This window comes from Mesorhizobium sp. B2-4-17, from assembly GCF_006441275.1.
Lineage (GTDB): Bacteria > Pseudomonadota > Alphaproteobacteria > Rhizobiales > Rhizobiaceae > Mesorhizobium.
The window spans coordinates 14,855-38,714 of the sequence record NZ_VFUX01000048.1; the positions used below are offsets into that span (position 1 = coordinate 14,855).

Here is a 23,860-nt window from a genome sequence, read left to right on the forward strand (position 1 = left end):
CGGTTGCAGAATTATCGAGGCATAATAGAAGGGTGGAGATGATGGTGGATTTTTCGATCGAGGCCGTGCGTGGAAAATTTCCCGCCCTCTCACTGACTGACAAGGGTCGCCGCCGCATCTATCTCGACAATCCGGCCGGCACGCAGGTGCCGCAAACTGTCGCTGACGCCGTGTCGCACTGCCTCTTGACCACAAACGCCAATCTCGGCGGCTATTTCGAAACGACGGTCGCTGCTCAAACAGTCGTCGACGAAGCGCATGAGGCAATGGCCGATTTCCTTGATGCGGAGAGCCCGCAGGAAATCATCATCGGCGCCAACATGACGACGCTGACCTATCACATGTCGCGCACACTCGGCCGCACGTTGAACCCGGGCGACGAGATCATCCTCACCCGCATGGATCACGAGGGCAACGTGTCGCCCTGGCTGCAATTGGCCGAGGATCTCGGCCTGGTTGTGCGCTGGCTGCCGTTCGATGAAAAGAGCTGGCAGGTCGAGGAGGCGACGCTGGCCGGTCTGCTGTCCGGCAGGACACGGCTCGTCGCCTTGAACTACGCCAGCAATCTCACCGGCTCGATCAACAGGGTCAAATCTCTGACCCAACTTGCAAAGCAGGCCGGCGCCCTGGTCTATGTCGATGCCGTCCAGTTCGCGCCGCATGGCCTGATCGATGTGCGGGATCTCGGCTGCGATTTCCTGATCTGCTCGGCCTACAAGTTCTTCGGCCCGCATATGGGCATATTATGGGGTCGGCGCGACGTCATCGACAGTCTGGAAGCCTACAAATGCCGCTGTTCGTCCAACGGTCTGCCGGAGCGCTTCGAACTCGGCACTCCGCAGATCGAATTGATGGCCGGTCTCACGGCGGCCGTCGATTATTTTGCCGGACTGGGTGCGGCGGCAGGTGAGGGCGGCTCGAGGAGGCAGAAGATCGCCAGGGCGTTCGAAGTGTCCATCGCCTATGAAAATTCGCTGGCGCAAAGGCTGATCGATGGCCTGTCCGACATTTCAGGCCTGACCATCCACGGCATCACCGATCCGAAACGGCTCGGTGATCGGGTGCCGACAGTCTCCTTCACCGTCGAAGGTATCGTTCCGGAAACGATCGTGCGGCAGATGAACGCCGAAAACATCTTCCTGTGGTCCGGCCACAACTACGCCTGGGAGATTGTCCACCAACTCGGCATTCCGGCCGAACAAGGCGTCGTGCGTATCGGCATCGCGCACTACAACACGGCGGCTGAGATCGACGAGACGCTGGAGAGCGTGCACCGCGTGATCGCCATGCTCAGGCAGCAGCGCTCCTGATGCGAGCCTGAACTGTCACCGCGCCTTGCCGCCAAAACCGGTGAGGAAGGCGGTGAGATTGTCGCCGAGCGCGTCGCAGAGATAGCCGCCTTCCTGGACGATGACCGTCGGCAGGCCGAGACCGGCGATGGCCTCGCCCACGCGCGAGAAGCCTGGCGTCGTCACCGAAAGTCCTCCGAACGGATCGCCCTCGAACGCGTCGAGGCCGAGCGCCACGACCAGCGCGTCGGGCGAGAAGGCGCGAATACGCTGGAACGCCACCGCAAGCCCTTCCAGAAATGCCGCGTCGGCGGATTTGCGTGGCAGCGGCAGGTTGAAATTATAGCCGAGGCCAGGCCCTTCGCCGCGCTCGTCGGCATGGCCCCAGAAGAAGGGATAGAAGCGCACCGGGTCGGCATGCAGTGAGATGGTGAGCACGTCGGGCCGCGCATAGAAGATGCCTTGCGTGCCGTTGCCATGGTGCAGATCGACATCGAGGATGGCCACGCGCGCGGCCTGCTTGCGCAACACCTGGGCCGCAACGGCCGAATTGTTGATGAAGCAGAAGCCGCCAGCGACGTCGGCAAAAGCGTGATGGCCGGGCGGGCGGCACAGCGCATAGGCGGCCGGTGCGCCAGCCATCACCGCCTCGGCGGCGTCGACCGCGCTCCAGGCGCTCCACAGCGCGCTATGCCAGGTTTCGCCCGAGATCGGGCAAGCGGTGTCGGCCATGTGGTAGCCGGCCTGACCGACCGCCGAGGCCGGATAGGAGCCGCCGCGCGCGATCGGGTGGATGTTCGGGATCACCTCGTCAGAAGCGCCATCAATGCGCTGCCAGCGCGCGAAAATGTGCTCGAGGAAGTCGAGATATTCTGGCGTATGCACCGCCGAGACCGGACCGAGCCCATGATCGCGGGGCCGTTCGATCGTGCAGCCGGCAGATTTTGCGCCGGCTAACAATCTCTCGACGCGCTCCGGTTTTTCCGGATTGGGCTTCGGCGCGCCACTGGAAAGAAAGGCCTTGGGATCGTGACGCTTCTGCTCCTCGGCATAGAAGGCTTTCATTCCTGCTCCTCATTCTCCGGCGCGTCGGCAAAGGCAAAGAAGGCCTCGCCGATGATCTTCTGCGTCTGTTCATAGCTCGACCAGGCAATGCCCAGCCTTTCATAGAAGGCCTTGGCGCCCTCATTATCCGTATCGACCGAGAGCCTGAGATAGACGCCGCCTTCTTTCCGGCATTCCGCAGCGACGCGTCGCAGCAGGCGTTCACCGATCTTGCGACCGCGGAACCGGTCCTCGACATAGAGGTCCTGCACATAGACGCCGGGCCGGCCCATCCAGGTCGAAAAGATCGGGAAATAGAGGCAGAGGCCGGCGAATTCGCCGCCGATCTCGGCGATGAGGGTCGAGAAGGCCGGCTTTTCGCCGAAGCCGTAGCGGCGGAGATCATCAGCGGTTGAGGTGATCTCCTGATGCGCGCCGATATGGGTACCGAGTTTAAGAAGCGCGGCGTGGATTGCGTCCACATCGTCGATCCGGCCGGGGCGGATGAGGATGCCGCTCACGACAGGGATGGCGCCAAGGCACCCCCCTCTGTCCTGCCGGACATCTCCCCCCCAAGGGGGGAGATCAGATGTCGCCTGCGCCTTCGCCAATCCCCGATGTTGCAAGAAAGGCGCCATCGGCGACACTGCCAATCTCCCCCCTTGCGGGGGAGATGGCCGGCAGGCCAGAGGGGGGGGCTTGGCGCCAACATCAGAACGCCACCCGGTCGCCGCCCTTGAGCGCCAGCATCTCGCGTGCTTCGGCCGGCGTGGCAACTTCCAGCGACAGTCCGTCGAGAATGCCACGGATACGGCGCACCTGATCGGCATTGGATTTCGCCAGCTGGCGGCCATCGTAGAGACTGTCTTCCAGCCCGACACGGACATTGCCGCCCATCGCCGCCGCGATCGAGATCAGCGGCATCTGGTTGCGGCCGGCCGCCAGCACCGAGAACTGGTAGCTGTCGCCGAACAATTTGTCGGCGATCCGCTTCATGTGGATGAGATTGTCCGGATCGGCGCCGATGCCCCCCAGTATGCCCAGCACGAACTGGATGAACAGCGGCCCCGACACCAGCCCGCGGTCGCGGAAATGCGCCAGCGAATAGAGGTGGCCGACATCGTAGCATTCGAATTCGAAGCGCGTGCCGCAGCCCTTGCCCAGTCTGTCGATCACACCTTCCATGTCGGCGAAGGTGTTCTTGAAGATGGTGTCGCGGGTGGCTTCCAGCAGCTTGGGCTCCCATTCGTGCTGCCATTCCCGTGGCTTGTCGAGCATCGGGAACAGCGCGAAATTCATCGAGCCCATGTTGAGCGAGCACATTTCCGGCTCTGCCCTCAGTGGCGCCGCCAGCCGCTGGTCGAGCGTCATCAGCGACGAGCCGCCGGTGGTGATGTTGATCACCGCCGACGTCGCCTGCTTGATGCGCGGCAGGAACTGCATAAAGATGTCCGGATCGGCGGTCGGCCGGCCATCCCCGGGGTCACGGGCGTGCAGATGCAGGATCGAGGCGCCGGCTTCGGCGGCCGCGATCGCATCAGCCGCGATCTGGTCCGGCGTCACAGGCAGGTAGGGCGACATCGATGGCGTGTGCACCGAGCCGGTGACGGCGCAGGTGATGATGACTTTTCGCGGCGCCATTTCGTTACCCCCGGCCTTCGACCGGCAGGTCGAGCTCGGAAGCCAACGCCTCCAGCGAGTCGCCAATGATGGAAATGATCTCGCCGACCTGTTCGCCGGTGACGATCATCGGCGGCGCAACCATGAAATTGTCGCCGTCGACACCGCCCTTGACCTTGCGGCCATAGATGATCAGCCCACGCTCATAGGCAAGGTCGAGCAGCCGCTGCGTCGCTTTCTTGCTTTGGTCGATCGATTTCAGCGTCTCCGGATCGGCAACCATCTCGGCGCCGGTCAGCAGGCCCTTGCCGCGCACGTCGGCGATGAAGGGGAAGCGCTTGGCCAATCCCTTCAATCCGTCCATCAGCACGTCGCCCATGGCAGCCGCGTTGGCGATCAGGTCGAGCCGGTCCATTTCTCCGAGCACGGCGAGCCCAGCGGCGCAGGCGAGCGGATTGCCGGCATAGGTATGGCCGTGCTGGAAGCCGCCGGAGGCGAGCAGCGGCTGTACCAGCCGCATCGGCGCCGCCAGCGCGCCGAGCGGCGCATAGCCCGAGCCTAGCCCCTTCGACAGCGCGACAATGTCGGGCTTGCAGTTCCAGTGGTCGCCGCCGAGGAATTTGCCGGTGCGGCCGGCGCCGCTCATGACCTCGTCATGGATGAGCAGGATACCGTAGCGGTCGCAGATCTCGCGGATGCGCGCATAATAGTTGTCCGGTGCCACAAGCGCTGCCGTAGCCGCCCCGCCGATCGGCTCCATGATAAAGGCGACAACGCTCTCCGGGCCTTCGGCCAGGATCTTCTCCTCCAGCATGTCGGCGTAGCGGATGCCGCGCTGTTCCATCGAAAGATTGTCGCGGTCGCGCCAGGCGGTCGGGGCCGGCACCGTCGGCATCACCCGCATCATCGGCTCGAAGGTTTCGGCCAGTGCATCGTCGCCGGTGATCGAGAGCGAACCCAGCGTGCCACCGTGATAGGACGGGAAGCGGGTAATCACCTTCCAGCGGCTGCCCTGGCCGGTGGCGACGGCCCATTGCCGCGCAAGCTTGATGCAGGATTCCGTCGCTTCCGAGCCGCCCGAGACGAAGAAGATACGGTCCATGCCTTCTGGCAGTTTTCCCGCGAGTTCACGCGCGAGTTCTTCCGCCGGCTCGTTCTCGAAATGAAGGCGGTAGGCGAAGGTTGCGCGGTCCATCTGCCGCTTCATGGCGTCCAGCACATTGCGGTTGGAATGGCCGATATTGGCAACCATCGGGCCGCTCGATCCGTCGATGAAGCGGCAGCCGTCCTGCGTCCACATGTAGATGCCTTCGGCGCGGTCGATCAACGGCCGGCGCAGGCTGGAGAGGTAGAACAGATGAGATTGGCGCCGGGCGTCGGCGTCTTGAACGGCAGTCTGGAGTTTCGACATGTCAGGACTTTCCGAGATAGCGATCGAGGACATTCTGGGTGACGCGTTCGACCATGGGGTCTTGTCTTAGCAGGCCGGCGACCCATTCGCAGCTTCCGGCGTGGAACACCTCGCCCTTGCCACGTGGGAAGTTGACGATCATGCCGTTGCTGCGTTTGACTTTTTCAAGATTGGCGTCGCTCCTGTCGCCGAAGAGCGTTTCGGCGCTGAAGCGGCCATCCTCGTCGGTGAGGAACTGGTCCTCGATCGGAATGTCGGCGCTTTCCTCGACCTGGGATGCCATGCCGACGGCAAGAACCTGCAATCCATCAGGCGCGCCGCTGGTCGCGGTGGGGTAGGGCAGGCCGCCGCGTATCTCGAAATCCAGCCCGTCGACCTCATAGCCATAGACATGGCTGTCGGCGCCCAACAGGTCGCCATAATAAATGCCGGTGCCGGCAAAGGCCCAGTGCTCGGGCCGATAGACCGGAAAGCCGCGCACGCCGCGCGGCGCGCAGCCGCCCCAGCCGGCGTAAAGCCCGCGTGTTGCATTGAGCCCGAAGGTTGCCGAACCCGGCCTGCCTATCTCCGGCGCCTCCCAGGAATTGGTGGCGCGGGTCACGTCGCCACCGCGATAGGCCGGGTCCTCGGCGCGGGCGCGGTACTTGTAGCAGACCTGCCGGCGGCCCTCCTCCTCAAGGCGGGTCTGCCACATGAAATTGCCGGCGAAGCGCGCCGCATGGCCGCCATGCTCGACATAGTGATCGACGGCGTCGCGCATTTCCCAGGTCCAGTATTCATCATGGCCGACGAAGACGGCGCAGTCGTAACCGTCGAGAATCTCGGGCGAGAAATGCAGATCGTGCTGACTGGCGAGATCGACGCCGTAGCCGGCGCGTTCGGCGAAGCGAAAGAAATGGCTGTCGTAGCTGGCCCAGCCCGACGAGGCGTATTTCTTCGAATGGCCAGTGGCGAGCGCCCATTCCATATGCGGATAGCGCGGCACCGTTTTTGGCGGCACGGCGATCTCCAGCGGCACGCGCGGCGCATCCTGCGGCAGCACGACGAAGCCACGGCACCAGGGGCGCTGCGTCGAGACGATTGGCGAGTACTGGTTGCGATCCGGCCCGGTGATGCCCTGATAGTGGTTCGAGCCGCCCCAGGTGTTGTAGGCAAGCCAGGTGCCCGTCGCCGCCACCTGCAGCACGCGGCCGGGTTTTTTGCCCGGCTGTGGGCTGACGATGAACAGATGGTGGCAAAGGATCGGCTTGCCACCGCGTCCGTCGGCGGTGAGCGTCACCCGATAGGCACCGGACGGCCAGTCATTTCCCACGCGCAATTCGAACGAGGCTTCCCAAGCACAACCCTCCGCCGAGCATTGATCCGGACTTTCCTGCCAGCGCGCCGCGATGCCCGATTTCTCGAACGCCGTCATCTCGCTGCCGCCGTCGCGGACGATCGTCATGTTGAAGGACGGTGCGGTCGAACTGACATGCAGCGTCACTGTCTCGCCGGCGCGATAGGAAAAGCGGTCGCTGTAGCACCAGATTTCGCCGGGATCGCCGTCCATCCCGGGCCACTCGTAGTAATGGCCGCGCACCGCGTGGCGACGCTGCTCCTCCGTCAGTCCGAAATCGGGAAATTCCGTGGGTAGTCTGGTCATCGGCGTGCTCAGGCGGAAAGATATTTTTTGAGGAAGCTGCGCGTGCGTTCTTTCTGCGGCGAACGGAAGATCTCGATCGGCGGGCCTTCCTCGACCACCACGCCGCCGTCCATGAACAGCACCCTGTCGGCGACTTCACCGGCAAAGCGCATTTCATGCGTTACGATGAGCATGGTCATGTGTTCGGCGGCAAGCTGTTTCATCACCGCGTTGACCTCGTCGACGAGTTCGGGGTCGAGCGCGGAGGTCGCTTCGTCGAACAGCATCACCAGCGCGCGGGCGATCGCAACGCGCTGCTTCTGTCCGCCCGAAAGCCGCGACGGATAGGCGTCGATCTTGTCGGCGAGACCGACCTTGGACAACAGGCCAACCGCCAGCGCCCGGGCTTCGGCTTTCGCCATGCCTTTCAGGATCACCGGTCCCATCGTGATGTTCTCGATCACGGTCAGATGTGAAAACAGATTGAAGTGCTGAAACACCATGCCCATCTGCTGGCGCACCTTGTTGATGTGCCGCTCAAAGGCCTGGCCTTGCAGCTTCTGGTTGACCTGAACGCCGTCGAGCCGGACTTCACCGCCGTTCAAGGTCTCGAGATGGTTGATGGAGCGCAGCAGCGTGCTCTTGCCGGAGCCGCTCGGCCCGATGATGGCCACGATCTGCCCACGTTCGACCGACAGGTCGATACCTCTGAGGACCTCGACGGCGCCGAAGGATTTGCGTGCGCCGCGGACCTCGACCATTGGCCGCTGCGTGCTCATCGGGAAACCTCCACATGTCTTTCAAACCGATGCAAGGCCGCTTCGAGCACAAGGTTCAAGATGTAATAAAGCGCGGCGGCGGTGATGTAGAACTCAAAGGGGCGGAAGGTTTCACTGATCGCCAGTTGCGCCGAGTGAACCAGCTCGGCGATGCCGATGACAGAGACGATCGAGGATTCCTTCAGCAGTGCGATCAGGTTGCTTCCGATCGGCGGCGCCGTGTTGCGCACGGCTTGCGGTATCACGACGTAGCGCAGCGTCTGCCATTTTCCGAAACCGATGCTGCGTGCGCCTTCCGTCTGGCCAAGGTCGACAGCCACGATGCCGGCGCGCATCACATCGGCTTTGTAGACGGCAAAGTGCAGGCCGAGCCCGACAATGCCGGCGGCAAGCGCGGGAATATTGATGCCGATCTGCACCAGGCCGAAATAGATCAGGAACAGCTGCAAAAGCAGCGGCGTACCCATGAACACCCACATGAAGGCGCGCACGGGATAGGCGAGAACTGCCGGCGCATAGAGCACGATGACAGCAAACATGATGCCGCCGACAAAGCTGAGGGCTCCCGCCGAAACCGTCAGTACGGCGGTCCACCAGGCGCCCGTCAACAGGAGATCCCAATAGGGCGTGACGACGGTGAAATCCAAACCTTGCATCGTGCTCTCCCGTCAGACGATGGCGAAGCGTTTGTCGAGCAGATCGACGACACGGGCGACGGCGTAGACCATGACCATGTAGAGCAGGGCCGCGACGCCAAAGATCTCGAACGGCTTGTAGGTCGAGCCGATGAAGCGCTGGGCGGTATAGGTCAGCTCCACCACCGAGATGGTGGATACGAGCGCCGACCCCTTGAGCAGAGCGACCGTATTGACGCCGAGCGGCCGGATCATCAGCCTTGCGGCCTGTGGAAGCACGACCTTGCGCAAGGTCTGGAAGCGGCTGAAGCCGATCGTGCGGGCAGCTTCCGTCTGGCCCGTCGGCCATCATCTCGTCCAGCGCCTTCTGCATGGCGGCATGAATGATGCCGTCGAGCGATCCCGACATGATCTGTTCGAAGGTGATGGAGGTGCGGCCGATCTTCGCCACATGCGAACGGATGGTAATCAGCGAGCCGGCTGTCGTTTCATGGCGATAGTCGATTTCGGTGCGCACGTCGGCCCACCCGGTCGCCGCTGCCTGGCTGCCATCCTGCCCGGCGATATGGCCGAGGAGCTGGAAACTGGCATCATCGAACATCGCCGCGTAGTGGCGCACATTCACGTGCCCCATCACGTCGCACATCCAGGGAGGGACGACACCGACGAAGGTGACGAGGGATTTGCTCATGGTTCCGTGGCCTCTATTAGGATCGCGAGACGCCATAGCGAAACGCGTGGCGAGAGGCAAACCGGTGGACGGGCCGATATTCGTTAGCCGCGCCCTTGGCCCTCCTGAACAAACCGACTATCTCAGGAAGACGGCGGCGGTTCCGCCACGGGGACAGGCATGCTGAGGGTGCAAAAGGTCAAGGTCGACGACATCTACGTGCCCACTGCGCGCAGGAAGACGCTGCATCCCGAGACGGTGCGGCATCTCGCCGAGGACATACTGGAGAACGGCATGAAGACGCCGATCCAGGTCCGCCACGACGGCAAGCGCCATGTACTCGTCGAAGGCCTGCATCGTCTGGAAGCAGCCAAGTGGCTCGGCGAGACCGAGATCGACGCTTATCTGGTCCAAGCCAAGCGCCACTGACGCGAGCGCGGTACGCAATTCTCCCAGCAACAATCTCCAGAGTTTTTTCGCTGGCCATGTCGAAACGAAGTAACCGCCCGTCGATTCCCGTTGGCCCAACGAGATGGCCAACGGTTTGTTTATGAAGCCTTCGCGCGACGGGGCAGCCTTAGATGCTTGATGCCGCTCATCTCGACGAAATTCGTCGCCGAGTCCCAGAGATAATCACCATAAAGAAACGGCTCGAAAGGTTCCGTGCCGCTCAGTGGCAACGGAGCGATCTCGGCATCGACGCGCGGCTCGTAGAAAAACGGGATCGAAAAACGCACCGTCTTCGGCGCAATCACCCGGTGCCGCGTCGCCCTGACGCGTCCGCCGGTCCAGCGCTCCAGCAACTGGCCGAAATTGACCGCCAGCGTGCCGTTGGCAGGCGGCACGTCGACCCACTCGCCGGCCAGGTTTTTTGCCTGCAGGCCGTCGACGCCGTCTTGCGCCAGTAAAGTCACGAAGCCTGAATCGGCATGTTCGCCGCCGATGATGGTGCGCGTTTCCCCCTTATGGACCACCGTGACCTGCGGGCCACCAGCATCGACGCCGGCATTGACGTCGCGCAGGGGATAGCGGATCAGGCGCAGCGTCGAGATGCCCTGTTCGAAATAGGCATCGAAGACCGTCTCCGGCAGGCCAAGCCCGCGGGCGATCGACCGCATCAGCGCGTTACCGACCGTCTCCATGGCGCGATAGTAGTCGGCCGCCTCGGCGCGCCAGCCGGGCAGCGCGCTTTCGGCCGGAAATGGTGTTGGCTCGCGCAATGGATCGTCGGAAGCCGAAACACGCGTCGGATCGGCAAGGTCAGGCCCCATGTCGATGCCTTCCTTGTAGGAAACGGCTCGCGGCTGCAGCGGGAACCAGCCGCGGTAGAAATTCTTCTTGGTGCGGTCGAAATTCCAGCGCAGCAGTTTCTGCTTCTCGGCATCGGGAAGCGTGAAGATGCGCAGCAATTGCCCGCGCCGGCGTCAGCCAGTCATCGCCGGGAAAATCGCGGACCGCCATGAAACCGATGCCCGAGGCGGCGGCCATGATCCGGGCGTCGGTTCGGTCGCGGGCGGGCGAGGGCGGACCGAACAGGTCCGCAATCCCGATGGTTTCGATATCTGGCGTCATGGCTTCCGTTCCACCCGCATCATCATAATCGATGACCTTGTATCAAAGCTTTTCAATTGACCCAATCGGTTCCGCCGCTAGCCTGTCGATTACTCTCTCCAAGACTGGATCAGGACGATGGCTGGATATCAGGGCGGGTGCTTGTGCGGAGCGGTGCGCTATCGTGCCGACGTCGATCCTGTCAACGAACGTATCTGCCATTGCCGGCTTTGCCAGAAAGCGATCGGCGCTGCCTTCAATGCGCGCGTGCTGTTTCGCATCGACGATGTGACGGTCGAAGGACCGCTGGCGACTGTGAACACCTCGCCGGATCTCAAGCGCGGCTTTTGTCCGAATTGCGGCACGACGATGTTTTCGCGGCGCGATTCCGCCGGCATCATCGGCATCACCACCGGATCGCTCGACGATCCTTCGCTGTTTCGGCCGCAGATGCATATCTGGACCGGCTCGAAGCAGCCTTGGCTGGTCCTTGACGACGGCCTGCCGCAATATGAAGACGCCCCGCCTCCGTAAGTACTTCCCCCTTCTCCCGTACGGAGAAGGACGAAGCCGTGCAGTCATGACAAAAAATTAATCCAAATCGTCACGCGATAGCCGGCAAAACGTCATTGGCGGGCCATCTTTGCGTCCTATCTATGCTGCGCGGGCCGGCATTCGAGGAGACGACGGATGAACGACAGCATCAGCACCCTGGACGAGCTTTTGAGCGATCCGATGGTCCTGCTTGTGATGGAGCGTGACCGTGTGCGCCCGGAACAGGTACGCATGCTGCTCGAACGGGTGCGCCGACCATCGGCCGAAGAACCTGTCGTTCCCCCGGCCCATGTGATCGCCAGGACCTGCCAGAAACCTTGGTTGTGCCCGTAATTGCTTGCCGTTCTATCCCATGAGAAAAAAGGCCGGCCTCTTGGGGCGGTCCCGGACGACGTACTTCGACGCACGGCGCCAGCTTACAAATCCGTAAATTGATTATCCGATCCATGACGGTAAGGCTTGCGCGGGACCGGCCGACGCCGGTAACACCTGCGCAAGCTAGATCTCTCACACACGGAACCCGACATGGCTGACATCTGCACTCAGGGCGTGGATACGGGCTTTGTCGGCCTGGGATATGCCAAGGTCGCCTTTCTCGGCCTCGTTCAGGGCATCACCGAATTGCTGCCGATTTCCTCGACCGCCCACATGCGCATCGTGCCGGCGGTGCTTGGCTGGCAGGATCCCGGCTCCGCCTTCTCCGCGGCCATGCAGCTTGCCGCGCTCGCCGCCGTCGTCAGTTATTTCTGGGGCGATGTCAGGGATCTCGTGTTCGGCTCGCTCGGGGCTCTCGTGCGGCGCGATTTCGCGGACCGCGACTTTCGGCTGGCTTCCTGGATCGTGCTGGCGACGATCCCGATCGTCATTGCCGGCGTGGCGCTGTCAGGCGTTCTCAATACCTGCAATTCGCCGCTGCGCAGCCTGAGCGTGATCGGATGGGCCTGCATCGTCATGGCGGTCCTGCTGGCGCTGGCCGAGATTTTCGCCCGCCACCGCCGCACCATGGGCGAAGCGTCGCTCACCGACGCGCTTCTGGTCGGCATCGCCCAGATCGGCGCGCTGATACCTGGCGTCTCACGCTCGGGCTCGACTTTGACGGCGGCATTGGGGCTCGGCTTCAAACGGGCCGAGGCGGCGCGCTTCTCGCTCCTGCTCGGGCTGCCGGCGATCGCGCTGGCCGGTCTGAAGGAACTGTGGGAACTGCACAAGGTTCACCTTGATGCCGATGGCTGGTCGGTTCTTGCCACGGGGCTGGTCGTCGCCTCGATCTCCGCCTTCTTCGCCATCTGGGGGTTGATGCGCGTGCTGGAACGGTTCTCCGCCTGGCCTTTCGTCATCTACCGTGGCCTGCTCGGCGTCGTCCTGTTGCTCGGCGTCGCGATGGGATGGCTGGCATAGCCCCGGAACCTGAACCTTGGTGTTGCGCCGTTGCAACCCGCCGAGGCCCATGCGGCGCCCGCAAAGATGTGATCAGCCGCGTTCATTGACTTCGGGACATAACCGCCCTTAACGTTCCGTTAATAAAAAAGCGATGGGCGGGGCCACATGGCATCCTCGACAGTTTGGCGCCGCAAGGCGAAGGGGCTGGGGCTGGCGGTTGCGCTGACCGCTTTCTGTTCGGCGGCGAGCTTCGCCTATTCCGCGCCCGCGTCCATGGTTGTCGGTGGCTCGACCTCTCAGCCGATCGGCCACTATGATTTTTGCAAGATCCATGTCGCGGAATGCTCCATCCGCTCACCCGATAACGCGCCCGAACATATGACCGGCAAGCTGCTGCACGAGATCACGGCGGTAAATCTCTCGGTCAACACGCGCGTCAAGCCGATGAGCGACCTCGACAATTACGGCAAGGAGGAATGGTGGGCCTATCCCGACAACGGCTTCGGTGATTGCGAGGACTACGCGCTGGAAAAGCGGCGCGAACTCAATAGGTTGGGCATTGCCATCGCCAATCTGATGATGACAGTGGTGCGCAAGCCCGACGGCGAGGGTCATGCCGTGCTGACAGTGCGCACCGACAAGGGTGACTTCATCCTCGACAACCTGACCGACAAGATCCGCCTCTGGAACCAGACCAGCTACCGCTACCTGAAAAGACAGGCGAGCGACAACACCGGGCACTGGGTTTCCATCCTTGGCGGCGACGAACAGCTGGTCAGCGCTGTCAAATAGTCTCCGCGGCGCTATGGCGCCCGCTAACGGACCATTCCTGCGTTCTGTTCAAGCCTTCCATTTTAGCGCCCGGCGGTGGTATCCACGTCGCTGGTTGGAGCTGGCAATCCGGTAGGCGCATGGATTTTCCGACACTTCTCAACACCGTCCCGCTGTTGGCGGCCTTCGCCAAGACCGCGCTGCCCCAGGCGATCGCCACGATGATGGCGTTCGGCCAATGGTTCGCAACGGTACCACCGTGCCGCGATTTTGCCTTTGAGGCGGCCAGCTATCTCGTCTGCGAGGTAGACCCGAAACGCTATTCGATCGAGCTGTTCTGGAAGGATCCAGCTGGTAAACCTTTTCAGTCGCTGCACAATCTCGATAATGCCCAGCACGCGGCCGGCCGCACCATGCTGTTTGCCATCAATGCCGGCATGTATCACCCCGACCTCAGGCCGGTCGGCCTCTATATCGAGCGAGGCCAGGAAATGGCTGATGTGAAGACGGGATCGGGAACTGGCAATTTTTCACTGCAGCCGAATGGCATCTTCTACATCAGCGGCGGCAAGGCCGCGGTCCGGGCGACAAGGGACTTCGTCAGGAAGCGGCCGCCCACCGACTATGCGACGCAATCCGGGCCGATGCTGGTGATCGACGGCCAGCTTCATCCGAAATTCCAGTCCGACAGCACCTCGCGCAAGACCCGCGACGGTGTCGGCGTGCGAAAGGACGGTGTCGCGGTCTTTGTCATTTCGAATGGTGCGGTGACGTTCCATGCATTCGCCCGGCTCTTTCGCGATGCGCTCGGCTGCGACAATGCGCTGTTCCTCGACGGCTCGATTTCAAGCCTGCTTGCCCCGGCAATCGGCCGCAACGACGATTACTGGAATCTGGGACCGATGATCGGCGTGTTCAGGAAGCGCGGCTAGGCTGGCGTTTGCCCCGGAGCTTGCCGGCGATCACCGCTATGATGACCAAGGCGATGGCTGCGATCACCGCCATGCCGAACAGGCTGGTCGCATCGAGTTCGGGGAGACTGCCGGCGCCCTTGGCGACCAGCCATCCCGGCGACAGCACGGCTGGAGCCCAGATGATCGCCGACAGGATGTTGGCGATCTGGAAGCGGCGCCGGTTCATGCCCATCATGCCCGCGACCAGCGGCACGGTAGCGCGGACCGGGCCGAAGAAGCGGCCGACGAAAACCGCCGCGAAGCCATAACGATGGAAGAACAGCCGCGCCCGGGCGATCTCGCGCCGGTAGCGATTGAGCGGCCATTTATGGACGACACCGCGTCCGAGCCATTTGCCAAGGAAATAGGAGACGGTGTCGCCGAGCGCCGCACCGACCATCGCTGCGAGAAGAACGGGCAAAGGCTGGACGATGCCTGCGCCCACCAGGCCGCCGACGATGACCAGGACCGTGGTGCCGGGCAGGAGGATGCCGACCAGCACCAGCGACTCGCCGAACGCCAGCAGCCCGACCACGACGCCGGCCCAGGCCTGATGGTTTTCAATGAAACAAACGCTCTGGTCGATGAACGACTGCACGCAAGCTCCCTGATAAAAAGCATCTCTCAGCTGCCGCTGTCGAGCAGGCTCCTGAGTTCGTCGAGCTTGTCGTTGACGAGCCAGCCGTAATAATTTTCCACCGGCAGCTTGCGGCCCTTGCCACTGGCGACTGCCACGCGCAGGTCGGCTGCCCGCTGCCGGGGTTGGCCGACATTGTAGAGCATGGCCGTGACGCCCGGATTGCCCGATATGTCGAAGCCCTCTTGTTTGTAAGCGTCGATGGCGTCGCGCACGATCGCCGCGATGTAGACGATGCTGCGATCCGGATCCATGACATCACGATAGATCGCCTGCGGACGATCTGGCGTCAGTCTGTCATAGCCGCTCACCCTGTTGACCAGGTCGGTCACTTCCAGCGCGGTCAACGGGCTGATCTGGCCAAGGCCGAATGTCTGGCCGGCGAAGAAGAGCTGGAAGAACGCCTGCTGGAAGGTCATGGCCTCGTAGGTGACGCCATCGACGCTCTTGCCACGGAAATGTTCTACCCAGACCCTGTCGCGGCAACTCCACAGGGCGGCACTGTCTTTGGCCTCGGCGCAGGCCGCGAACTCCGGCCGCTGGACAAAGGTCTGCACCGGCACGCCCTTGTAGCGGAAGGCAAAGTCGAGGCCGGAATAGGACAGTGCCTTCACATAGTAGGTCTGTACCGAGCCGACGGCGGTGACGTTGTAGGTATGTTCGCCGACAAGCGCGCCGACGATATGGATAGGATCGATATCGTAGGCGGCCGCCACCTGCTTGATGTGCGCCACCAGTTTCTTCTCGTGCTTCAGCAGCGCGACGATCTTCTCGTATTTTCCGGGTAGGTGGTCTTGAAGGCGCGCGTTCGCGTCGCGGATGCATCCGGGATTGGCGGTTGCGTTTCGGAGCGATTGCCGGATGGAACGACGACCAGCCCGCCGGCATGCGCCGTCTCCACCATGAGCGCGCCACTCCAGGAGAGGGCCGCGAGCAGGAGGACCAGGAGAAATCGCTGCAACGCAATCATCGGGCGCCTTTTTTGGGCTCTCGGGGAACGTCGCCGGAGACGCCGCATACTGCTCTCAACAGCCACATCATGGCGCTGTCAAGGCTTGGGCCGCCATTGACGGCGGATGTCTGAAACGGGTCACAGGTTTGGTAAAAAACTTGATTCAAACTTTATTGGTAATTTCTCGTTCATAACTGAGCCTGGTTGTCCGTCGGCCGTCGCCTTCGGTCTGTTGCGTTTCGAGTACAGGTCCAGATGCGGTTACCAGGCGTCATCAGTTTCGTGATCGCATCACTGTGCCTTGCCGGCTGCTCGTCGACATCGGGCATGGATGCGCTCGACGTGCAGAAGCCGTCGAACGAGACCACCAGTTCGGTGGTGCGGCCAAGCGCGCCGATCGCATCCGTCCCCGTCACCAAGGTCAACAATGCGCGCAAGCGCACTGAGCCCGCGCCCGTGGACGACACTGTTCGCCCCTTTGGCCTTGCGGAGGAGGAAACGGTGGCGTTTCCGGCGCCCGAATTGCCCGACAGCGTCGATCCGCCGGTCGAGCCGGCAGCCCTGGTCTCGCCTCCGAAACTTTTGTCGCGGGCAGCCCCGCCCATGCTTGCCGGGCCGATCACGCGCTATGGCTTTCGCGATGCCAAACCGATCAATTTCGGCCGCTCCTCGCCCCGGCATCTTGCCGTGCACGGGGTCGACGTGTCGCGCTGGCAAGGGAATGTGAACTGGGAAAAGCTGCGCGCCCAGGGCGCCAACTTCGCCTACATCAAGGCGACCGATGGCGGCGACCATCTTGATCCGATGTTCACCAGGAACTGGCGCGGCGCCGACGCGGCCGGGCTGAAGCGCGGCGCCTACCACTTCTTCTACTGGTGCCGAACCGCCGGCGAGCAGGCCGACTGGTTTATCCGCAACGTGCCGAAGGTCGAAGGCGCCTTGCCGCCGGTGATCGATGTCGAGTGGAACGGCGACTCCAGCTGCCAGCGGCGGCCGTCGCGCGAAAAGGTCCTGGAGAAGATGCAGGTGTTCATGGACAAGCTGGAGCGTCACTATGGCCAGCGTCCGATCATCTACACCGCGCCGGATTTCTATCGCGACAATCTGCAGGGCGCCTTTCTCGACTATCCGTTCTGGCTGCGCGCGGTGGCGAGACATCCGTCAAAGGTCTATCGCGACCGCAAGTGGCTGTTCTGGCAATATTCCGGCTCCGGCCTGTCGCATGGCGTCACCGGCCGCATCGACCTCAACGTTTTCCATGGCGACGAGCGTCAATGGCGCGCCTGGGCCGGCGGTCGGCAGATGATGGCGGACGCGGAGTAGGGTTCGCGTCGCCGTTCATTCCCGTTCCGGCCAGCTATTGGAACTGGTTGCTCCCGCCATTCCTTTCCTCGCTCAGCCGCAGCTTCATCCTCAAGCTCATGATCTCGGCAATCGCGGCATCGATCATGGTGAGAAGCGTAAGCGTGTCGTGCTGGGTTGGATCGGCTCTGACATAGGCGAGCTGATTCACGATATCGGTGTCGTCGGATTCGTCGCTCATGCGCATCGTCCCGGCTGTTGTCTTTCGGGATTTCTCGGTCCGATCGGATCGATCGTCAAATTGCTCCTTTATCACTTCCTCGTGTGGATGGTCTTCGCGTTTCGTTCGGCCTTAGCGTGTCTGAGGGATAATTCTTGTTCCGGCCCGATAACTGGATATCAAGGCGGCTTGATCGGATCGCCCCGCCCGACATCGACCAGGTTCAACTCGGCCAGAAGGCGGTTCTTCGCCTTTCCGCTTCAATCAGCGCACCACGCCGAAATCAACGGAAAGGTGTCTCGCATCTCAGCTGATCTGACGATGAACGAGCGCCGGCGAGATTTGTCTTCTAGCTGATTAGGCCGAGCTTCTCGCGCAGCTGCAACCATGGGGCGCTACCTACAGCGCGCTCTTGCGACGCCGACCCTTCCGCTCGGCCGTCATTTCGGGTGCAGGCTCGATGATGTCGCCAGCCACGACGGCGCGCGTGCGCTGCAGCATTGCGGGGATTTCCCGAGCAGGGAGCGGCCGACTGAGCAGGAAACCCTGTGCCTCGGTGCAGCCTTCTCTTCGTACCCGCTCGAGCTGTTCCGCTGTCTCGACCCCTTCGGCGGTGGTCTGTATCCCGAGGCTGTTGCCAAGGCTCGTGACGGCCCGGATGATGGCAACCGAGCTGTCGACGTCATCGGCATCCCTGACGAAGGACTGGTCGATCTTGATCTTGTCGAACGGGAAAGAGCGCAGGTAGCTCAAGCTCGAGTATCCCGTTCCGAAGTCGTCCATCGCAATATGCACCCCAAGTATGTGGATCTGCTGCAGCAGCGCGAGAGTCGCCGGGCTGTTGGCCAGCAGCACCGTCTCGGTGATCTCAAGCTCAAGCTGACTCGCGGGCAGCCCCGAGGCATCCAGTGCCTCGACGATCGTCGAAAGCAAGCGCGTGCTGCGAAACTGCGTCGGCGACAGGTTGACGGCAACCTTGATGCCTTTGGGCCAGCCTGCTGCGTCGAGACACGCTTGCTTGATCACCCAGTCGCCGATCGGGACGATGAGGCCGATCTCCTCGGCCAGGGGAATGAACTCTGCCGGAGAGACGATGCCACGCTTCGGGTGATGCCAGCGCAGCAGCGCTTCGAAGCAGCTGACCTCGCCGCGGCCGATATTGAGGAGCGGTTGGTAATAGATCTCGAACTGCTCCCGTCCCACCGCCTCGCGCAGATCGAGTTCGAGAAACCGCCGCGCCTGCATGCGGGCATCCATTTCCGGCTCGAAGAACCTATATGTTCTGCGTCCGTCCGCCTTTGCCCGGTAGAGCGCCATGTCGCCGTTCTTGAGCAGCTCGTCGGCGTTCTCGCCATCGTCCGGCGCAATCGAAATGCCGACGCTGGCGCTGATCATAACCCCGTGTCCATCGACGATGTAAGGCGCGCTCAGCGCGTCTATGACCCTTTGAGCAAGGGCAGTGGCCTCGACCGGCTGATCGGTCCCCTTTTGAATGATCACGAACTCGTCGCCACCGAGCCTGGCTACCGTGTCGCCTTCACGGAGGACGCGCCTCAGCCTGGCGGCGACCTCCTTCAGCAGGGCGTCACCAATCGGATGCCCCAGCGTGTCGTTGACCGTTTTGAAATGATCGAGATCAAGGCAAAGGACGGCGACCTTGCCGTTCTGCCGGCTCATCTCGATCAGAGCTTCCTCGGCGCGTTCGTGGAACAATGTACGGTTCGGAAGATCGGTAAGCCCGTCGTGGCGGGCCATGTGCGAGATGCGGGCCTCGCTACGCCGCAAGTCGGTCACGTCGTGGTGCGTGGCAAGCCATCCGCCGCCTGGCAGCGGCTGGTGGATGAGGTCGATTGTGCGCCCGTCCCGGAGTTCGACGAGGCTCACGACGCGCTCGGCACGGTCGATCGTCGCCGAGAGTTCTTCCAGATATTTTTCCGGCTCCAGGCCGACATAGAGCCCCGCGGCGATCCGGAACTGCTTCAAATCGGCCCAATGCGAGCCTGGACGGGTCAGGGTCTCCGGCAAGTGATAGAGGTCAGCGTAGGTCTGGTTGCAAAAAACCAGCCGCCGCTCGGCATCGAACATGCACAGACCCACCGGCATGTTTGCTGCCGCTGCGGCCAGATGCTGCCGTTCCAGCTCCGCCTCGCGGGCCAAGGCATCACTGCGCTCCAGGCTGGCACGGTAGCCGGCAAAGGCCGAGAACAACACCCCAATCTCGTCCCGGCGATCCCTTTTGGGTGCAACGAGGGTTGAGCGACGGTCACCCAGTGTTAGGCGATGCATCGCCTCGCTCACCGTGAGGATCGGCTTGCTGACATTGTGTCGAATCCAGGCGACAAGCCCGCCGAGGCACACGGCAGCAAAGGCAATCGCGGCCCAGGTCAGCCGCTGCGCGATGGTGTAGGTGCGATCCGCCATGGCTGCGACAGCGGTGCTGCGCTGATTGGTGAGGGCCAGCAAGCCGTCCAGCCGCTGCGCCGCCTCGGCGACGGTTGGCAGCGATACCGTCTCGAACTCTTTAAGGGCCTTTGTTCGCCCCTCTGTTTCCAGGAGCGGGAAAATGGATGTCAGGGAGTCTTGATAGGCCGTCCACAGATAAACGAACTGATCGAACAGTTCCTGCTCGGCGCGCGATCCGGCGCTTCTACGGTAGGCACGCCGACCCCTCAGAATCTCGTCGCTCTCCCTCGCCATCTCGTCATCGATGCGCAGCAGCTGTCGGGTATCGTCGGTGCGCATGCGCAGCGTCGCATAGAGCTGATGTTCCGCGAGATTGCGCTTCATCTCCTCCACGACCTGGACCTGCGGCAACCAAACGCCTGTGATCTCACCTGTGATTTCATTGAGAGATCGCAGCTGACCCACCCCAAATAGCCCTACTGCCATGACGCACAACAACGCCAGACCAAAGCCCAGCGAGAGCTTGGTCCTGACGCTAACATCCTTCAATGGCTTCAGGTAAAACATTGGTGTAATTAGACCAATCCCGCGCCATACGATGATTACGCGGGAAGTTTAGACCGCTTTTCGTAATATAGCGCCAAACGTATTAAGGTTGAATTAAGATGGGCCTTAGCGATATTATCCGCTTACAGCAGGTAAAAGCAGCTCAGCTACTTTCTTCAACTATCGAGGGCGTCGAGCGCAGGCTTTCCTGCCAGATCTCGCGATCATGGACGAGGCGGAAAGGACAATGCTTTCCTGTTGCTTCGAGGTTTGCGCCCAATAACCGAGAGAATACAAAGAGATGCAGGATGGCGCGCAATTGCGAGATGAGCGTATTCCCAGCGTTGCCGGAGCCTTTCCCATTGCCCTGGCTGGGTTGTCCAGTTTGAGATCGCGACATTGGTCGGCTGGACCCACAAGAGGAACACGATCAGTCCGCACCCGATCAGCGCCGCGGAGACCAGTGCGCCTAAGGCCGCCCGGCGTTTCGTTCGCAGCAACAGGACAGCGAGTATTGCGTCAAGGATGATCTTTGCGGTGATGGGCGGGCCGAACAGCGCCCAGCCGAGCTACATTTGCTGTGCGCCGAAATAGGCTGCCCGATCCATCGCGAGCTTGTGCGGCATCTCTAAAAGATGCGCGCCGCTCGGGATGAGCAGGATGGCTCCCACCCAAAGCGAGATAAGGACCATTGCTCTCATCGTCGACCTCCGATCGCGGCCAGCTTGCTACCTGACATTCCGCGCTAACGATCGATTTCTCCAAACACGATGTCGAGCGAGCCGATGATTGCCGACACGTCGGCGATCATGTGGCCTCTGGACAGGAAATCCATCGCCTGCAGGTGGGCAAAGGATGGGGCCCGAATTTTGCATCGATACGGGACATTGCCGCCATCTGAAATCAGATAGACGCCGAACTCGCCCTTTGGTGCTTCGACAGCCGCATATACCTCTCCAGTGGGGACACGGATGCCTTCGGTGTAGAGTTTGAAATGGTGGATAGTCGCTTCCATGGAGCGCTTCATTTCGGAACGGTTTGGCGGCGTGATCTTTTGATTGGGTATCGCGACTGGTCCTTGGCCCGCCGGCAGCCGTAACTTTTCCAAACACTGCTTGATGATCCGGACGGATTGGCGCATTTCCTCCATTCGAACCAGATAGCGGTCGTAGCAATCCCCGTTCTTGCCGACGGGAATGTCGAAATCCATCTCGGGATAGCATTCGTAGGGCTGGGCCTTGCGCAAATCCCAGGCGGCTCCGGAACCGCGCACCATCACGCCTGAAAAGCCCCATGCCCAGGCGTCGTCAAGACCGATCGTTCCGATGTCAACGTTTCGCTGCTTGAAAATCCGGTTGCCAGTCAGCAGTTCATCGAGATTGTCGCAGACCTTGAGGAAAGGGTCACAAAAATTCCAAATGTCGTCGAGAAGTCCCGGTGGCAGATCCTGATGCACGCCGCCAACCCTGAAATAGTTGGCGTGCATCCGGGCGCCGGAAGCACGCTCGTAGAAGACCATCAGCTTCTCACGCTCGGCGAAGCCCCACAGCGGCGGCGTCAGAGCGCCGATGTCCATTGCTTGCGTCGTGACGTTGAGGAGGTGCGACAGCAGCCGCCCGATTTCGCAGAAAAGGACGCGAATGAGCTGCCCGCGTCGCGGGACCGATATCTGGAGCAATTTCTCAGCCGCAAGGCAGAAGGCGTGCTCCTGATTCATCGGGGCGACATAGTCGAGCCGATCAAAGTAGGGGAGTGCCTGAAGATAGTTCTTGTGCTCGATCAGTTTTTCCGTGCCGCGGTGCAGCAGTCCGATATGCGGATCGACTCGCTCGACCACTTCGCCGTCGAGTTCGAGCACAAGCCGCAGGACGCCATGCGCTGCCGGGTGTTGCGGCCCAAAGTTGATGGTGAAATTACGAACCTTCGCTTCAGTCACGGAGCCCTCGGCGTTCAGGATTAGCCGCTCAATTGGCGTGACGATTTCTGGAAGTACGAACTGAAACGGGAAGAACGCTTGGGGGTTCCATGGATTTGCGTCTGTGGAGTGATCCCTGTGGCGCATTCAACTCATGGGAAGCATTTAACGACTGGGATGCGCACGGAGACCATATTGAGGAAATCGAGGATTGGATCTGGCCTCGCGATATCTCGGTAGAACTGCCCGCCAGGCTCCGGGGAAGCAGAGGGTTGTCCGTGACGTGTCCCATTCGCTCCGGTCAGGTCTTCCGCGCACGCGTTTCGGCGGCCTTCCGTGCCGCGGCCGAACGACCGGACGGGCCCTTCGTCTCGCCTGCCTTCTTCGCCGCAGCCGAGCGTTCTTCTGCCGTCCGGTGTGATGCCGCGCGCTTGGTCTGCCGTGAGAGAGCCTCATGCGATGTCGTGTTCTTCGGTTCGTGTTCGAGGACCTCGGACACAGCCTTCGAGACCTTCGGGCGGCGCTTCGGCGTGCGCTCGCCCTGGCCGACTTCATAGGCGTATTCGGCGCTCTTGCGCGTGCTCTCCTTGACCTTGCCTTTCTTGGGCGGCGGCAGATCAACACCAGCGCGACGTGCTTCCGATAGGCCGATGGCGATCGCCTGCTTGGTCGAGCGCGCGCCATGCTCGCCGCGCCGGACCTTTTCGATCTCCTCATGAACGAACTCACCAGCCTGGGTGCTCGGCGACTTGCCTTGGCGCTTGTCCTTTCGCGCCTTCTCGATGGTCTTTTTGTCTGGCATTGCATTGCTCCTTCCTGGCAACCGTTCGAACAGTGGCGGTGCGTCGCCATCAAGACCGCTGGATCACGCACGCCGCGCCATTTGGGTTGGGTTTTCCACCATGTGCCGCCGGGCGCGGGTGAAATCGGCAATGTCGAGCATGACCCGGTCCTCAGTACGGCTGGCTATGGAGGCCGCCGAGCGCGAAATGCCTGTCAGCGCCTGCCCTGCCGACCCGTCCTCGACGTTCACGGCCACGTCGCCCAGTCTCCCTGTTTTTCGGATCGAAAAAAACGGAGCGGTAACCCTTCAGGCAATTCGCCGGCCCGCTAAGTCCAAAGAACGACCCGACAGTGCGAAGAGTTCCTGCGTCGGAACGATGATGGATGCGACACGTTCGCCCAGAAGTCTTGCACGCGGTTCGCAAAGGAGACTGGCGGAGACGGAGATGCGTATGCCACCTTGGCGAGTATCGCGAACAACCTCGCCGCCATTATCCTGTTCCGGTTGGTTGCAACGGGGTTCCTCCTGTTCGGCACACTGTTCTGGCCGCAGCGCTAAGCCCGTATGGTGATCCTTCCGTCTGTCGATCACACGACGACCGCAGGAATTGAACGAGCCCCTTCGCGCATCAATCTTCCAGACCGATTTGGCCGCACGCTTCTCACCCGTGTCGGCAAGCTGGAACTGCGGGTTCCGCAGGACCGGCAGGGGCGCTTCGGTTCCCTGGGCATTTGCTGGGGAAGGAACTAGAGCAGAATCTGATCACTCTGGCTCGTAACCTGCGGCGCTGAAGTAGTTTGTGCATTGCTCGGCGGTGAAGCG

At 61.9% G+C, this 23,860-nt stretch carries 23 protein-coding genes and 4 pseudogenes; 10 read left to right on the plus strand and 17 right to left on the minus strand.

Annotated elements, in window-relative coordinates:
- Positions 1 to 41 precede the first annotated feature (41 nt).
- Positions 42 to 1,310: a cysteine desulfurase-like protein gene (locus FJ548_RS27720; protein WP_181168930.1), complete on the plus strand. Its 1,269-nt coding sequence runs from the start codon at positions 42 to 44 to the stop codon at positions 1,308 to 1,310.
- 15 nt (positions 1,311 to 1,325) lie between these two features.
- Here FJ548_RS27720 and FJ548_RS27725 read toward each other — a convergent pair whose 3' ends face one another.
- The 9 genes and pseudogenes from FJ548_RS27725 to FJ548_RS30870 all read right to left on the minus strand — a co-directional run.
- Entirely contained in the window at positions 1,326 to 2,354 is a 1,029-nt protein-coding gene (locus FJ548_RS27725) for a histone deacetylase family protein (protein WP_140699249.1), read from the minus strand.
- Positions 2,351 to 2,854, minus strand: coding sequence for a GNAT family N-acetyltransferase (locus FJ548_RS27730; protein WP_181168929.1), 504 nt, complete (start codon positions 2,852 to 2,854; stop codon positions 2,351 to 2,353). The genes FJ548_RS27725 and FJ548_RS27730 overlap by 4 nt, the downstream gene beginning before the upstream one ends.
- Positions 2,855 to 3,044: 190 nt before the next feature.
- On the minus strand, positions 3,045 to 3,974 hold the full coding sequence (locus FJ548_RS27740) for a 3-keto-5-aminohexanoate cleavage protein (RefSeq protein WP_140779568.1): 930 nt from the start codon (positions 3,972 to 3,974) through the stop codon (positions 3,045 to 3,047).
- Positions 3,975 to 3,978: 4 nt separating this feature from the next.
- Positions 3,979 to 5,364: an aspartate aminotransferase family protein gene (locus tag FJ548_RS27745; RefSeq protein WP_140779569.1), complete on the minus strand. Its 1,386-nt coding sequence runs from the start codon at positions 5,362 to 5,364 to the stop codon at positions 3,979 to 3,981.
- Between the two features lies 1 nt (position 5,365).
- Positions 5,366 to 7,006: a N,N-dimethylformamidase beta subunit family domain-containing protein gene (locus FJ548_RS27750; RefSeq protein ID WP_140779570.1), complete on the minus strand. Its 1,641-nt coding sequence runs from the start codon at positions 7,004 to 7,006 to the stop codon at positions 5,366 to 5,368.
- Positions 7,007 to 7,014: 8 nt separating this feature from the next.
- On the minus strand, positions 7,015 to 7,764 hold the full coding sequence (locus tag FJ548_RS27755; RefSeq protein ID WP_140779571.1) for an amino acid ABC transporter ATP-binding protein: 750 nt from the start codon (positions 7,762 to 7,764) through the stop codon (positions 7,015 to 7,017).
- Positions 7,761 to 8,420 carry an amino acid ABC transporter permease gene (locus FJ548_RS27760; RefSeq protein WP_140610177.1) on the minus strand — a complete coding sequence of 220 codons (660 nt, stop codon included), beginning with the start codon at positions 8,418 to 8,420 and terminating at the stop codon, positions 7,761 to 7,763. The genes FJ548_RS27755 and FJ548_RS27760 overlap by 4 nt, the downstream gene beginning before the upstream one ends.
- A 12-nt stretch (positions 8,421 to 8,432) precedes the next feature.
- A pseudogene (locus FJ548_RS27765) lies at positions 8,433 to 8,738 on the minus strand (ABC transporter permease subunit); the annotation flags it as partial.
- A gap of 121 nt (positions 8,739 to 8,859) precedes the next feature.
- Positions 8,860 to 9,126, minus strand: a pseudogene (locus FJ548_RS30870) (acyl-CoA thioesterase); the annotation flags it as partial.
- Positions 9,127 to 9,249: 123 nt separating this feature from the next.
- Between FJ548_RS30870 and FJ548_RS27775 the strand changes: the two are divergent.
- Complete coding sequence (locus FJ548_RS27775) at positions 9,250 to 9,498, plus strand: ParB N-terminal domain-containing protein (protein WP_127320334.1); 249 nt, start codon at positions 9,250 to 9,252, stop codon at positions 9,496 to 9,498.
- A 119-nt stretch (positions 9,499 to 9,617) separates the two neighbouring features.
- Here FJ548_RS27775 and FJ548_RS27780 read toward each other — a convergent pair whose 3' ends face one another.
- Complete coding sequence (locus tag FJ548_RS27780) at positions 9,618 to 10,478, minus strand: 2OG-Fe(II) oxygenase family protein (protein ID WP_246678787.1); 861 nt, start codon at positions 10,476 to 10,478, stop codon at positions 9,618 to 9,620.
- Between FJ548_RS27780 and FJ548_RS30610 the strand changes: the two genes are divergently transcribed.
- From FJ548_RS30610 to FJ548_RS27805, 6 genes are all read left to right on the plus strand, one after another.
- Entirely contained in the window at positions 10,462 to 10,701 is a 240-nt protein-coding gene (locus tag FJ548_RS30610) for a hypothetical protein (RefSeq protein ID WP_246678788.1), read from the plus strand. The two genes, FJ548_RS27780 and FJ548_RS30610, sit on opposite strands and share 17 nt — an antisense overlap.
- Before the next feature lie 57 nt (positions 10,702 to 10,758).
- Positions 10,759 to 11,154 (plus strand): GFA family protein, encoded by a 396-nt coding sequence (locus FJ548_RS27785; protein WP_140610175.1) that lies wholly within the window; start codon positions 10,759 to 10,761, stop codon positions 11,152 to 11,154.
- 156 nt (positions 11,155 to 11,310) lie between these two features.
- Positions 11,311 to 11,508: a hypothetical protein gene (locus tag FJ548_RS27790; protein WP_140610174.1), complete on the plus strand. Its 198-nt coding sequence runs from the start codon at positions 11,311 to 11,313 to the stop codon at positions 11,506 to 11,508.
- 192 nt (positions 11,509 to 11,700) lie between these two features.
- The gene (locus FJ548_RS27795; RefSeq protein ID WP_140779572.1) at positions 11,701 to 12,573 is read left to right on the plus strand and encodes an undecaprenyl-diphosphate phosphatase; all 873 of its coding nucleotides are present in this window, start codon (positions 11,701 to 11,703) and stop codon (positions 12,571 to 12,573) included.
- A 147-nt stretch (positions 12,574 to 12,720) separates the two neighbouring features.
- Entirely contained in the window at positions 12,721 to 13,347 is a 627-nt protein-coding gene (locus FJ548_RS27800; protein ID WP_140779573.1) for a transglutaminase-like cysteine peptidase, read from the plus strand.
- Positions 13,348 to 13,466: 119 nt separating this feature from the next.
- Positions 13,467 to 14,258, plus strand: a complete 792-nt coding sequence (locus FJ548_RS27805) for a phosphodiester glycosidase family protein (RefSeq protein WP_140699269.1) — start codon at positions 13,467 to 13,469, stop codon at positions 14,256 to 14,258.
- Here the strand turns inward: FJ548_RS27805 and FJ548_RS27810 are convergent.
- Positions 14,242 to 14,877: a DedA family protein gene (locus tag FJ548_RS27810; protein WP_140699272.1), complete on the minus strand. Its 636-nt coding sequence runs from the start codon at positions 14,875 to 14,877 to the stop codon at positions 14,242 to 14,244. The two genes, FJ548_RS27805 and FJ548_RS27810, sit on opposite strands and share 17 nt — an antisense overlap.
- Positions 14,878 to 14,903: 26 nt before the next feature.
- Positions 14,904 to 15,820 (minus strand): annotated as a pseudogene (locus FJ548_RS27815) (DUF1402 family protein).
- Positions 15,821 to 16,123: 303 nt separating this feature from the next.
- Here FJ548_RS27815 and FJ548_RS27820 point away from each other — a divergent pair.
- Positions 16,124 to 17,191, plus strand: coding sequence for a GH25 family lysozyme (locus FJ548_RS27820; protein WP_140699345.1), 1,068 nt, complete (start codon positions 16,124 to 16,126; stop codon positions 17,189 to 17,191).
- Between the two features lie 34 nt (positions 17,192 to 17,225).
- On the opposite strand, the gene FJ548_RS27825 is transcribed toward FJ548_RS27820, so the two are convergent.
- The 5 genes from FJ548_RS27825 to FJ548_RS30080 all read right to left on the minus strand — a co-directional run bounded on the left by FJ548_RS27825 (position 17,226) and on the right by FJ548_RS30080 (position 23,293).
- Positions 17,226 to 17,411, minus strand: coding sequence for a hypothetical protein (locus FJ548_RS27825; RefSeq protein ID WP_140610167.1), 186 nt, complete (start codon positions 17,409 to 17,411; stop codon positions 17,226 to 17,228).
- Positions 17,412 to 17,789: 378 nt separating this feature from the next.
- The gene (locus FJ548_RS27835; RefSeq protein WP_140779574.1) at positions 17,790 to 20,360 is read right to left on the minus strand and encodes an EAL domain-containing protein; all 2,571 of its coding nucleotides are present in this window, start codon (positions 20,358 to 20,360) and stop codon (positions 17,790 to 17,792) included.
- Between the two features lie 724 nt (positions 20,361 to 21,084).
- Positions 21,085 to 22,275, minus strand: a complete 1,191-nt coding sequence (locus FJ548_RS27840) for an NADH-quinone oxidoreductase subunit D (RefSeq protein WP_140610165.1) — start codon at positions 22,273 to 22,275, stop codon at positions 21,085 to 21,087.
- A 280-nt stretch (positions 22,276 to 22,555) separates the two neighbouring features.
- The gene (locus FJ548_RS27845) at positions 22,556 to 23,056 is read right to left on the minus strand and encodes a DUF6496 domain-containing protein (RefSeq protein ID WP_140610164.1); all 501 of its coding nucleotides are present in this window, start codon (positions 23,054 to 23,056) and stop codon (positions 22,556 to 22,558) included.
- 63 nt (positions 23,057 to 23,119) lie between these two features.
- Positions 23,120 to 23,293 carry a hypothetical protein gene (locus tag FJ548_RS30080; protein WP_181165611.1) on the minus strand — a complete coding sequence of 58 codons (174 nt, stop codon included), beginning with the start codon at positions 23,291 to 23,293 and terminating at the stop codon, positions 23,120 to 23,122.
- Positions 23,294 to 23,602: 309 nt separating this feature from the next.
- On the opposite strand from FJ548_RS30080, the pseudogene FJ548_RS30785 reads away from it, so the two are divergent.
- Positions 23,603 to 23,761 (plus strand): annotated as a pseudogene (locus FJ548_RS30785) (transposase); the annotation flags it as partial.
- Between the last annotated feature and the right edge of the window lie 99 nt (positions 23,762 to 23,860).